The 13621-nt window shown below is 38.6% G+C and carries 9 protein-coding genes; 3 read left to right on the top strand and 6 right to left on the bottom strand.

The features are described 5' to 3' along the window. Positions 1-72: 72 nt before the first annotated feature. From oppA to M1F03_RS09785, 3 genes are all read right to left on the bottom strand, one after another. Complete coding sequence (oppA, locus tag M1F03_RS09795) at positions 73-1713, bottom strand: oligopeptide ABC transporter substrate-binding protein OppA (protein ID WP_154623667.1); 1641 nt, start codon at positions 1711-1713, stop codon at positions 73-75. Between the two features lie 92 nt (positions 1714-1805). Then, positions 1806-3422 carry an ABC transporter substrate-binding protein gene (locus M1F03_RS09790; RefSeq protein WP_375097464.1) on the bottom strand — a complete coding sequence of 539 codons (1617 nt, stop codon included), beginning with the start codon at positions 3420-3422 and terminating at the stop codon, positions 1806-1808. A gap of 628 nt (positions 3423-4050) precedes the next feature. Continuing rightward, the gene (locus M1F03_RS09785) at positions 4051-4695 is read right to left on the bottom strand and encodes a YchE family NAAT transporter (protein WP_163861536.1); all 645 of its coding nucleotides are present in this window, start codon (positions 4693-4695) and stop codon (positions 4051-4053) included. 493 nt (positions 4696-5188) lie between these two features. Between M1F03_RS09785 and adhE the strand changes: the two genes are divergently transcribed. Continuing rightward, on the top strand, positions 5189-7846 hold the full coding sequence (gene adhE / locus M1F03_RS09780; protein WP_154623668.1) for a bifunctional acetaldehyde-CoA/alcohol dehydrogenase: 2658 nt from the start codon (positions 5189-5191) through the stop codon (positions 7844-7846). A 148-nt stretch (positions 7847-7994) separates the two neighbouring features. Here adhE and M1F03_RS09775 read toward each other — a convergent pair whose 3' ends face one another. Next, positions 7995-8624, bottom strand: coding sequence for a thymidine kinase (locus M1F03_RS09775; RefSeq protein ID WP_154623371.1), 630 nt, complete (start codon positions 8622-8624; stop codon positions 7995-7997). Between the two features lie 550 nt (positions 8625-9174). Between M1F03_RS09775 and hns the strand changes: the two genes are divergently transcribed. Then, entirely contained in the window at positions 9175-9585 is a 411-nt protein-coding gene (gene hns / locus M1F03_RS09770) for a histone-like nucleoid-structuring protein H-NS (RefSeq protein WP_163861532.1), read from the top strand. Positions 9586-9715: 130 nt separating this feature from the next. Continuing rightward, positions 9716-11023 (top strand): IS4 family transposase, encoded by a 1308-nt coding sequence (locus M1F03_RS09765; protein WP_251465252.1) that lies wholly within the window; start codon positions 9716-9718, stop codon positions 11021-11023. Positions 11024-11461: 438 nt separating this feature from the next. Here the strand turns inward: M1F03_RS09765 and galU are convergent, their stop codons facing one another. Further along, the gene (gene galU, locus M1F03_RS09760) at positions 11462-12391 is read right to left on the bottom strand and encodes a UTP--glucose-1-phosphate uridylyltransferase GalU (RefSeq protein WP_251464099.1); all 930 of its coding nucleotides are present in this window, start codon (positions 12389-12391) and stop codon (positions 11462-11464) included. 165 nt (positions 12392-12556) lie between these two features. Beyond that, the gene (rssB, locus tag M1F03_RS09755; RefSeq protein WP_154635699.1) at positions 12557-13567 is read right to left on the bottom strand and encodes a two-component system response regulator RssB; all 1011 of its coding nucleotides are present in this window, start codon (positions 13565-13567) and stop codon (positions 12557-12559) included. Between the last annotated feature and the right edge of the window lie 54 nt (positions 13568-13621).

Here is a 13621-nt window from a genome sequence, read left to right as displayed (position 1 = left end):
TCCCTACATCTGTTGCTTAGCCGGACCAATCATCACATTGTTGTCCGGCTCCTCAGAGCCGGACTGTTATTGTTAGTGCTTAATAATATAAAGGTCTTTAGTATGAAGGTTATCGAGAGGGTCTTTACCTGTATACCCCCCCACATACGGTTTAACTAAACGCGTGTTTACATAGTAGTACAATGGCACAACAGCGGAATCTTTATCTAAGATTTTTTCAGCTTTATCATAGAGATCGGCACGTTCTTCATCCGTTTTCACTTGCAACGTCTGTTTCATCGTAGCATCGAAGTCTTTATTCTTATAATGAACAGTATTATTACTACTATGGGACAGTAGCATATTGAGGAAAGAAGAAGGTTCGTTATAGTCTGCACACCAACCAGCACGAGCAACATCATAAGCGCCTTGATGTCGGCTATCTAAGAAAGTTTTCCACTCTTGGTTTTCTAATTTGACTTCTGCGCCAATGTTTTTCTTCCACATTGAGGAAGCGGCAATCGCAATACGCTTATGTAAATCAGAGGTGTTATACAATAAATTAAACTTCAATGGATTTGCTTTGTTGTAACCCGCTTCTTCGAGCAGCTGTTTCGCTTTTTCGTTGCGCTGCTCTTGCGTCATATTCGCATACCAATCTGGCTTTTCCGTTTTCATGCCGTTGGTAAATGGTGGTGTAAACCCATAAGCAGGGATATCGCCTTGAGCTTTCACTTTATAAGTAATGACGTCTCTATCCATAGAAAGTTTTAATGCTTCCCTTACACGAGGATCATTAAAGGGTGGCTTTTCGTTGTTAATTTCATAGTAATAGATACACAGATAAGGATTTACCCGTAGCTCATCTGGCATATTTTTTTGCAGCGTTTTAAATTGCTCAATGGGTAAATTACTGTAAGTCATGTCGATTTCACCGCTACGGTAACGGTTAACATCGGTAACTTCAGAGGAAATTGGCAGGTAAGTGACTTGGTCGATAATGGTATTAGCATTATCCCAATAGCTCGGGCTACGCTCAAGGACAATGCGTTCATTGACTGTCCAGTCTTTTAATTTATAAGCCCCATTCCCCACAAAGTTTTGTGGTTGAGTCCATTTTGCACCATATTTTTCAATCACTTTTTTGTTTACTGGTGACATTGAAGAATGGATCAAAAGTTTAGGGATATACGGTACTGCTTCACTCAATTCGAGAACAAGGGTATGGTCATCTAATGCTTTAACACCGAGTTCTTCTGGTTTTTTCTTACCAACAATAATGTCATCTACATTTTTCAAGTGCGCATACTGTAAATAGCTTGCATAAGGAGAAGCGGTATCAGGGTCAACAAGACGTTGGAAACTATAGACAAAATCGTGGGCCGTTACGGGATCTCCATTTGACCATTTAGCTCCCTCACGAATTTTAAAAGTCCATTCTTTAAAATCTTTATTTTCCCAGCTGACTGCCGAGCCAGGCAAAATTTCACCATTTGGTCCAACGATCGTGAGACCTTCAAAAAGATCACGAGCTAAAGCGGATTCCGGAACACCTTCAATTTTATGTGGATCAAGAGATTGAGGTTCAGAGCCATTATTACGAACGAGTGTTTGTTTCTGCGCAAGCTCAACACCAGCAGGTACCGTTGCAGCAACACTACTCGTCATTCCTCCAGCCATCAATCCAGCAGTAACACCTAAAGCAACCATGGTTTTATGAATGTATTTACTCATCTTATCCGTTACTCCCATACCATATTTCATTGTTATATTGTGGATTGTGATGCTTACCAACGCGGTAAACTGTTTATTATATTATTTTAGTACTATTTATTAGTTTGGTTTATATATAACCGCTTAATATCCATATAATCAAGAGGGTCTTTACCTTTAAATCCTCCAATTGCTGGGTTAACCAATCGAACACTTACTCGGTAATAAACAGGAATAAGCGCTGAATCTTGATCAAGCAAGGCCTCCGCCTGTTGATAAATTTGCTTGCGCGCTGCATCATCAGGCGCAACTAATGCTTTTTCTAATAGAGAATCGAACTGAGGGTTTTTATAGAAAGCGGTATTATTACTACTATCTGAAGACATGATGTTCAAAAATGCAGAAGGCTCATTATAGTCGGCACACCAAGTCGCACGTACGACATCATAATTACCGTCGTGGCGGCTTTGTAATGATGTTTTCCATTCTTGATTTTGTAAGCTCACTTCTGCCCCAATATTTTTTTTCCACATGGAAGCAGCAACTATGGCTTGCTGTTTGTTTTGATCAGAAGTGTTATAAAGCAGAGAAAATTTAAGTGGATTCGCGGCATTGTAGCCTGCTTCAGCTAAAAGCGCTTTTGCACGTTGATAGCGTTTCTCATCACTCCAACTTGCCCACTCAGGCGGTGAAAAATCACTATTATTAATAAAAGTAGGCGTAAAACCATAAGCAACTATCTGCCCTTGTCCCATAATTTTATGAGTAATAATGTCTCTATCCAATCCGAGTTTTATGGCTTCTCGCACTCTGGGGTCAGTAAAAGGTGGCTTGTTATTATTAATCTCATAATAAAAAGTGCATAAGTAAGGACGAACATATAATTCATCTGGTCGCTCTGATTGCATTTTTTTATATAAAACGGGGGGAATAGCGGAATTACTAATATCAATTTCACCACTACGATAACGATTGACATCACTGACTTCCGACGAAATGGTTAAAAAAGTTGCTTCATCTATTTTGCTATTCTGATTATTCCAATACAAAGGGTTACGTTTAAGAACAATACGTTCGTTAACAACCCACTTATCCAATAAATAGGCGCCATTTCCGACAAAATGATTACTTTGCGTCCACTTATCCCCATATTTTTCAATTGCTTGCTTATTTACGGGTTTCATCGCCGTATGGTTAAGCATATCAATAAAATAAGGCACAGGATGGCTCAGCGTGACTTGTAAATGTTTTTCATCGAGTGCTTTTACACCTAGCGACTCCAGTGGTTTTTGACCTTTTAAAATCTCAGCAGCATTTTCAATATAGGCACTTTGCAGATAACTTGAATAAGGTGAACCTGTTTTTGGATCAGCTAATCGCTGCCAACTGTAAACAAAATCTTGGGCAGTCACAGGAGAACCATCGCTCCATTTCGCATTATCTCTGAGCGTAAATACCCAAGTGGTATAATTCTCATTAGTCCAACTTTCAGCCACGCCTGGCGTGACTTTACCGTCAACATCCGTATAAATGAGCCCTTCAAGCAGATTAAGGATAATACTGGTTTCCGGTATACCCTCAACTTTATGTGGATCTAATGAAGCAACTTCAGAACCATTATTAATCGTAATAGTTTGTTTAACTGCCGTCGCTACAGGCGCGGCATTAGAATGAAATGCAACTAAAAAAATAGGTAGTGAACACAAACTCTTATAAAGAAAATTCATCATCACCCTCAAAGGTTATAAGTGTTGCTACAACAAAATCCAGCACTTAATCGGCTTATTTCGTCAAAGTAATATCCTAAGTTAGCGATACCACTCACCTTTTAGATTAGTTTTCATAATTCACAAGTACCACCTATAAAAAACAACAAATTGTTAACATTGTGTAATTATGCTGAAATCTATCGTTACTATACAAATCAATAAACATTATGATTTTACGGTACTAACAGAGGATTTATCTGTTATTGCTATATTTAAATACCAAGGACTGGTTTAAACATATCATTAACATTAGATAAATTAAATAGCGTAAAAATTTACTCAGCTCACATTTCCTTACTTTTTATACCTTCTTTGACAAAAAATGCGACATATTATTATAAGTATTGCCAGACTATAATAGTACAAAATAACAGCACATTAATGTGTGAAATTATCCCTTTGATGACAATCAAATAATGATATTGGACTTTTATTTTTTCTATTAACACGAGATAGTACAAAAATTCACATACGCTTTATTGCTTAAGCACTATAACGTTCAGAATATTATTACTAATGCGATAACAACCTAATTAATCGCCATATTAGTGACGATTAATTAGGAGGTATTAGTCATTTTTGGAGTGGATTAGAGAAGGCCTGGGAATATCGCTTTAACACCTGTGACAATGAACTCAATCCCCAATGACATCAGAAGTAAGCCCATAATACGCGTCACGACGTTGATACCTGTTTGTCCTAAATAACGAACTAATAATGACGCTGAACGAAACAGTAACCAGCAACAAAATGCAAATACAATACTTGTCAGCGCAAGGCCGATAAAATTTTGCCATCCATGCCAGCGAGATGACCAAACGATACAAGAACTAATTGCCCCTGGCCCTGCCATTAAAGGTAACGCAAGAGGAACCACGCCGATACTATCACGGACGGCAGTTTCTGTTTTCTCTTGCTTATTTTGTTTATCTTCACCAATTTTCCCACTGATCATTGACATTGCGATAGTCACTATCAAGATCCCCCCCGCAATACGAAACGAATCAATAGAAATACCAAATAGCTGAAGAATAGAATCGCCAATTAATAAGGACGTACATAAAATGATAGCTACAGAAGTATTCGCGATCGTATTGGTTTTATTACGCCCTGCACTACTTTGATAATTGGTCATGCTAATAAACACAGGTAAGATCCCTACTGGGTTTACTAACGCAAAAAGGCCGATAAAAAATTTTATATAGCCTGATAAATCAAGTAATCCTGCACCCACTCATTAGCACCTTCAAAAAGTCTCGTTTGAGAAAATGATCGATAGATAAAGTTTATCATTAAATTAATGAAATACATTGTGCTAAGTTTTGTTTTAGTTACCACGATTAACCATCGGCTTAATAAGCATACAAAAAGCAGGCTATTTCTCTATTTCACCAGCGTAATAACGATATTTTTGGTTAATTTCCAAAAAAGAAGCGAATTTGGCTAAAATTGCCATGCTGAAAGGTTTCAGTTTTGATTTTTTGTGATTTAGATCACGTTAATAAATATGAATAATGTTAATCTATTCTTAACTGATAGGGAGAGAAAATTTAAGAAAAGTACGCTTTTCATATTGATTTAAAAGCTTTTTAAGCCAATAAGCGGATAAGCAAAGTATGATAATAAATATAAACTATAATTATCTACTCACTTTTGTAACATCGTTGTGTTTCTGGATGCACTGCTCATTGGCTTAAAAAGTTTAACATTTATCAGGAGTAATCTCTATGTCAGTAACTAATGTTACCGAACTCAATGACCTCGTTGCTCGTGTCAAAAAAGCTCAGCGTGAATTCGCTAACTTCTCTCAAGAACAAGTTGACCGTATTTTCCGCGCAGCGGCGCTTGCCGCAGCAGATGCACGAATCCCTCTCGCAAAACTGGCGGTTGAAGAATCAGGCATGGGTATTATTGAAGATAAAGTGATCAAAAATCACTTTGCTTCCGAGTATATATACAATGCCTATAAAGATGAAAAAACCTGTGGCGTGCTTTCAGAAGACCCAACTTTCGGTACCATCACAATTGCAGAACCTATCGGCATTATCTGTGGTATCGTGCCAACCACTAACCCAACATCAACCGCTATTTTTAAGTCGCTGATTAGCTTAAAAACACGAAATGCAATTATTTTTTCACCACACCCAAGAGCAAAAAATGCAACCAATAAAGCGGCTGAAATCGTTCTAAAAGCAGCAATAGCCGCAGGTGCACCAAAAGATATCATCGGTTGGATAGATGCGCCATCTGTTGAATTATCCAATGCACTCATGCATCACGATGACATCAATCTGATTTTAGCAACTGGTGGTCCGGGTATGGTAAAAGCCGCCTATAGTTCCGGTAAACCGGCTATTGGTGTAGGTGCGGGAAATACCCCTGTAGTGATCGATGAAACTGCGGATATCAAACGCGCTGTTGCCTCTATTTTGATGTCAAAAACGTTTGATAATGGCGTGATATGTGCCTCAGAACAATCCGTTGTGGTCGTTGATGAAATCTATAATCAAGTTCGTGAACGCTTTGCTAGCCATGGCGGCTATATTTTGCAAGGCAAAGAACTGAAAGCTGTTCAAGACGTTATTCTTAAAAATGGCAATCTCAACGCCGCCATTGTTGGCCAACCTGCCTACAAAATTGCAGAAATGGCCGGTATCACTGTTCCTGTGACGACAAAAATTCTGATTGGTGAAGTTAAAGTCATTGATGAATCAGAACCATTCGCTCATGAAAAACTTTCCCCACTACTCGCCATGTATCGTGGTAAAAACTTTGAAGATGCCGTAGAAAAAGCAGAGTTACTGGTGGAAATGGGCGGAATTGGTCACACTTCTTGTTTATATACAGATCAAGATAACCAAGCTGAACGCGTTAATTATTTTGGCGTGAAAATGAAAACAGCGCGTATTTTGATTAATACCCCCGCCTCACAAGGTGGTATCGGTGACCTATATAACTTTAAATTAGCGCCTTCTCTCACACTGGGTTGTGGTTCATGGGGAGGTAACTCCATCTCTGAAAACGTTGGACCAAAACACTTAATTAATACTAAGACTGTGGCGAAAAGAGCTGAAAATATGTTATGGCATAAACTTCCTAACTCAATTTATTTCCGTCGCGGTTGTCTTCCTATTGCCCTTGAAGAGATAGCAACGGATGGCGCAAAACGTGCGTTTATCGTGACTGATGGTTATTTATTCAATAATGGCTATGTCGAAGAAGTCATTAATGTCCTTAAACAACATCATATTGAAACTGACGTCTTCTTTGAAGTTGAGGCTGATCCAACCTTAACCGTTGTCCGTAAAGGTGCAGCACAAATGAACGCCTTCAAACCTGATGTCATTATTGCATTAGGTGGTGGCTCACCAATGGATGCCGCCAAAATTATGTGGGTAATGTACGAGCACCCAGAAACCCATTTCGAAGAGTTAGCATTACGCTTTATGGATATCCGTAAACGTATCCATCGCTTCCCCAAAATGGGCGTGAAAGCAAAATTAGTCGCTATTACCACAACGTCTGGTACTGGTTCTGAAGTGACACCATTTGCGGTAGTTACTGATGATAAAACAGGTCAAAAATATCCATTAGCAGACTATGCTCTAACACCTAACATGGCGATCGTTGATGCAAACCTAGTCATGAACATGCCGAAATCGTTGACTGCATTTGGTGGTTTAGATGCTGTGACGCATGCTCTAGAAGCTTATGTTTCTGTTTTAGCGAACGAATACTCAGATGGGCAAGCACTACAAGCGCTGAGCTTATTAAAAGACTATCTACCCGCTAGCTATCATGAAGGGGCGACTAACCCTGTGGCAAGAGAACGTGTTCATAACGCCGCTACCATTGCAGGTATTGCATTTGCAAACGCCTTCTTAGGGGTATGTCACTCAATGGCCCATAAACTGGGTTCTGAATTCCATATACCGCACGGATTAGCTAATGCACTATTAATTAGTAATGTGATTCGTTACAACGCTAACGATAACCCAACCAAACAAACCGCATTCAGCCAATATGACCGCCCACAAGCACGTCGTCGTTATGCTGAAGTCGCTGACCATTTAGGTCTGACGAAAGCGGGTGATCGTACCGATACGAAAGTTGAGAAGCTATTGGCTTGGCTTGAAGAGATCAAAGCAGATTTAGGCATTCCTAAGTCTATACGTGAAGCTGGCGTTGCTGAGGCAGACTTCTTAGCGCATGTTGATAAGTTGTCTGAGGACGCGTTTGATGACCAATGTACAGGTGCAAACCCACGTTACCCATTAATTTCCGAGTTAAAACAACTGCTACTTGATTCCTATTATGGACGTGAATTTACTGAAGAACCTGTTGTCGCAACCGCGAAAACAGAAAAGAAAAATTCAAAGAAATAATTAAATAATTGCACAATTAATAAAAAGGCACTGATTAAAAACCAGTGCCTTTTTGGGTAATATAATAAGTAATTATTTATTATACACTTTTATCAACTAATAACGCCCTGCCTCTGTTTTATTTCCAGTAACCATCAATTAGTTAGCGTTAATTAAAGTGAATAGCAACCTTAGGAATAACCCCTTGATTCATTAGTTTTGCTTGTTCGATGGCTTCCGTATAGTGCTTACGACACACTGAAATATACTTCTCGTTACCGCCTATATCGACCTGTGCGCCTTCGTAGACGGGAATACCATCATTCCCTATCCTCAACACTTTATTTGCTTTACGACCGCAATAGCACACTGTTTTTAATTCGACTAATTTGTCTGCCCATGCTAATAAATATTGACTACCCGCAAACAATTCTCCTGAAAAATCGGTTCTCAGGCCATAACATAAAACGGGAATATCACAGTTATCGACAATATCGCATAGCTGTTCAACTTGCTGTTTTGTTAAAAATTGACACTCATCAATTAAGACACAATGTACCTTTTTTATCCCATTTTCACTTTTGATGATTTCAGCCATATTCGTTGTAGGCGAAAATAGTAACGCATCCGCAGACAGCCCAATTCGAGAAGAGACTTTACCTTGCGAGAAGCGATTATCGATTTCAGCGGTGAAAATCAATGTGCGCATTCCTCTTTCATTATAGTTATAAGAAGATTGCAGCAGGGATGTCGATTTTCCCGCATTCATAGCAGAATAGTAAAAATATAGCTGAGCCATCAGCCTAGTTCCTCTAAATTAATAAACGAAATAATCTTACCATAAAACATGTTATTAGATTAACAATCCGCATTTTAAGGGTTTAAAAACAGCACAATACACAAAACTCTATTGGCTTTAATGAATTTAGACTGATACTAAACACCTTTTTCGCTCCTATAACAGGTAAAATAACGAACTATCGTTTGTGCAAAATAGCCTGTTATTTTATCAACCATATAGCTAGCCTGCTGTATCAAAAAAAGAAAATTTACGTTTAGGCTCATTTATTTGAGCTTTTACCACTAATAAAGATGTCACCGTTTACGAGTGAGTACCTCAAATTATAATCCAAAAAAACTTCGGTTAATTGAATCCGTTTTTCATTAGTTTGGATATTGATAATAGCGGTATATATATATCAGTGAAAAGTTAATATTTCTTTTGTAAAAAAATTGCTTTTGGTAAAGATAACTTTTAAACTAATAGTGTAAATTAGCTATTGCAGAAAATAAAATAGCATTCTATTATTAGTGTACACAGGCCAACAATTAAATTTGAGACCAGGAAAATGAGCGAATCTTTAAAAGCATTAAATAACATCCGTACTCTTCGTGCACAAGCAAGAGAAATTGCTTTAGAATCACTGGAAGAAATGCTGGAAAAATTAACCGTCGTTGTTGAAGAACGTCGTGAAGAAGAAAATCAAGCTCGTGCAGAGCTAGAAGAGAAAAGCCGTAAGCTGGAAAGTTTCCGTCAAATGGCAGAGGAACAAGGTATCGATCTAAACGAACTTGTTCAAATTTTAGATACAGGTAAAGGCACTAGCACTCGTGCTAAACGTGCTGCTCGCCCTGCTAAATACAAATATGTTGATGAAAATGGCGAAACTAAAACTTGGACAGGCCAAGGCCGTACGCCAGCTGTTATCAAGATTGCCATTGAAGAACAAGGTAAATCTTTGGACGATTTCTTAATCTAAAATTTTAACCTTATTCAAAAAAACGCCCTAATATAAGGTAATGCCGATCAGTTAAGAACTAAATAATGAGTTGAACGATCCTACAGTTCTGCAAAAATCCGTAATCATTCCAAAAATTACGGATTTTTTTATGTTACTTAGCCAAGCACTCGAGACTGTTCAGGCTTTCTCTCCAACAGAATTTACAGCCCTTTCGGACCTCCTTTCCGCTGAACTTATTGATGAATGTCTCGTGGATGCTGGGGTTGTTACGATAAGAAAACGCCGTCTTCCGATGGAAATGATGGTATGGGCTGTAACAGGAATGTCCCTTTTTCGTTCTCTTTCCATGGCGCAACTCGTTTCTCATTTAGACATTGTTTTACCAGGTAACCGGCCTTTCGTTGCACCAAGTGCCGTTGTTCAGGCACGTCAACGGCTAGGGGAAGATGCAGTCCGTAAAGTATTTGAGAAAACAAGTCAGCTCTGGCTTGATAAACTGCCATTATCACACTGGAACGGATTAACCCTAATGGCTGTCGATGGCACATTATGGCGTACACCAGATACCCCTGAAAATGATGCCGTATTTGGGCGAACAGCCAATGAACACTCACGTTCTGATTGGCCGCAACTTCGCATGGTTTGCCAGATGGAGATCACAAGCCATCTGATTTCGGGCGCACATTTTGGTAGCGTTTCCGAGGTGAGCGAAATTGGCCTTGCTGCCAAATTGACAGAGCAAACCCCGGATAGTTCTCTGACCATTTTTGATAAAGGATTTTATGCTCTGGGGTTACTTCACCATTGGCAGTCCTCTGGCGTAGAGAAACACTGGATGCTCCCATTACGTAAAGGCTCACAGTACCTAGTCGTAGAGAAACTCGGCTCCGGAGATGAGTTAGTTGAATTACGTCTATCCCCTCAAGCACGCAAAAAATGGACTAACGCTCCAATGATATTGAGAGCTCGATTGATAACAAAAGACGTGAATGGGAAGAGGGTTCAGATATTAACATCAATGAGTGATCCACTTCGATACCCCAACGCCGATATTGTCGACCTGTATGGGCATCGTTGGGAAATAGAACATGGCTTCAGAGAAATGAAGCAGCATATGTTGAATAATGAACTCACATTGAGGAGCAAAAAGCCCGTCTTAGTAAATCAAGAGTTATGGGGAATGGTACTCGCGTATAACTTACTGCGGTTTATGATGGCTCAGATGGCATACAGCTTGAAAGATACAGAGCCCTATCAGATGGGATTTAAACAAACTGCGATATACCTGAGTGCCCAACTGAGCCTGCTTCCCGCGGTTGCTCCGGGAAACATACCAAAATTCATTAATGGGATATTGGCAATGGCTAGAAGTTTTGTTCTACCGAGTCGACGACAAAGGCATTACCCTAGGGCGGTAAAGAAAAAGCCGCAACGATACCCGTTACGGCGATATTAATGACTTAACTGACAAGCATTACCTAATATAAGGGCGTTTTTTTTATCTGATATTTGTTTTTTTTATTATATAAGCCTGTCTATACAAATAGCACCGCCAATATTCCCTGTATTAAATAAAAGCCCCCTAAGCCAAACACCGCGACCTGCTATAACCGTCGTTGAACTTTTTATCTCCAAGTTATTTATCATTATGATTTAAATTTTGTCACACCATAAAGTAAAGTTATGTAATTTGGCCTACCCTCAAACGCGTGATTGAATAATCAGATTTAGGGTTATACAAAAAAAATGATGTATTTACCCATTCAATATGTAAATTAAATTAAATAATAATTTACATTACACTACCCTCAACTATCGACTGTTCTAAAGTCAACAAACAAAAAAAGCCAACCTTCCAGTTAGCTTTTATCAATCATCATAGAGAGAAGCTGTGTTATTTAGAACTGTTCAACTCGTGTGATAAATTTTTAATCCATTGGGAAAAGTCTTTGCCTAAAGTATCATGCTGCAACCCATATTCTACAAAGGCTTTCATATAACCTAGCTTATTACCACAATCATGGCTTTTACCACATAAGTGATATGCTTCAACAGGTTCATTATTTTCCATCATGATGGCAATAGCATCGGTCAATTGAATTTCATCACCAGCTCCAGGTGCTGTTTTCGCCAATGTATCCCAAATTTTTTCGGATAAGACATAACGTCCAACAATAGAAAGGTTTGATGGCGCTTCTTCTTTCTTCGGTTTTTCAACCATACGACTGATTGGTTTACTATCACCAGGAAGTAAAACCGCACCATCACAATCCACGATACCATAATTGGATACTTCATCTTCTGGAACAGGCTCGACTAAAATTTGACTTGCACCTGTTGCTTCAAAATGTTCAAGCATTTCGCTCAAATTAAATTTCGTTAAATCGGTGCTATAGCGGTCTAAAATTACGTCGGGCAAAATAACGGCAAAAGGCTCATCACCCACAAGTGGTTTAGCACACAAAATTGCATGGCCTAATCCCTTAGCGATACCTTGACGCGTTTGCATAATAGTGACATGACTAGGACAAATAGATTGCACCTCATCAAGTAACTGGCGTTTTACACGCGCTTCTAAAATAGCTTCAAGTTCAAAACTCGTATCAAAGTGGTTTTCAATCGAGTTCTTTGATGAGTGAGTGACTAAAACAATTTCATTAATACCTGCTGCGATACACTCATTAACTACATATTGAATGAGTGGCTTATCAACAAGAGGTAACATCTCTTTTGGAATTGCTTTAGTCGCTGGAAGCATACGTGTGCCGAGACCCGCAACAGGAATGACTGCCTTACGTACCTTTCTTTTTGTCATATTCGTCATAACTCCAGAATTCTCCTAAGCACCTTATTCTATAGACTAAATCAACAGTAATAATGTGGTGCGTTTTTAGTGCGAGGCAGTATAACAGGAATAATTTCTGGATAAATAGTACTAATCCCTAATAAGGAATGATATTGCATCTAATGGATTAAATTTAAACAAAACTTAAGCTTCTGGATTAAACATTAATTTAATATTTTGATGATTATTCCAAATTCGACACTGCCAAAATGTTCCTCGAACATCCAAATGATTGGAGGGTTGATGCTTTAAAGTGCCTAGTGGAACACTTCGTGACAAGCTATATTGTGCGTTTTCGGTAGATACTTCAACCTCCAAACCACCACTAGCCAAAATAATTGCTTTATTATATGTATTGAAATACCCCAGCAATATTGGAAATTGCCCGCTAAAACCAGAGTCTTCTAATAAATAATTTATCTGATTAATAATTTTATCAATTTTCGGCAACTTTTTATCAGGAAAACTCACCGCATTTTTTAATAAGTCATTAAATACAACCCGGATCAAAAATGCTGCCATGATACCTTCTCGAGGCGAACGCTCAATATCAATACAGTAAAAACCAATTTGTGTATCTGATATCGGTGCTAAATCCAGTAATAATCCAAATTGGTTAATTGCATTTAATTGACGGTAATTAATTCGATAGCCATTAATAACCTGATTTACTGGTGGTTGCAGTTGCTTTAAGACAGGAATGATATCCTGCTCATCATAATCCATTAATGATGAGATATCTTGAGGATGTAATGTATTTATCAGTTCACTATCATATAGCTCTGGATAAAGATTGGCGTGAATCGTGACTTTCAACTCTTCTAAATTTTTGATTGGCTTTAATAAGGCATCTTTTGCTCCCAACCTCAGCATACGATCCAACTGAGTAAAGTCGGTTGTCGCCGATATCACAATGACAGGTATATGAATATGCTGAGCGACCAGTTCTGACATAAAAGCCTCACCACTCATCACTGGCATATTAAGATCACACAAAATAACATCCGGCCTAATTTTTTCGACCGTGAGTCTTATTAATGCGCTTTGACCATTATCAGCGACGAAAACCTGCATACCTTGTGCTTGTAAGTACCCTTCTAACATTGAGCGAAAAATTTTTTCATCTTCAACGATGAGTATCTTTTTATTTTTCATGTTGAACCTACTTCTGGCTATAATTGGCGATTAACTACCAATACTATTATTCAT

Source organism: Providencia sp. PROV080 (assembly GCF_033688105.1).
In the GTDB taxonomy this organism is placed as follows: Bacteria; Pseudomonadota; Gammaproteobacteria; order Enterobacterales; family Enterobacteriaceae; genus Providencia; species Providencia zhejiangensis.
Note: the sequence above shows the minus strand (reverse complement) of the source record. Positions and strands in the feature narration are given on the sequence as shown.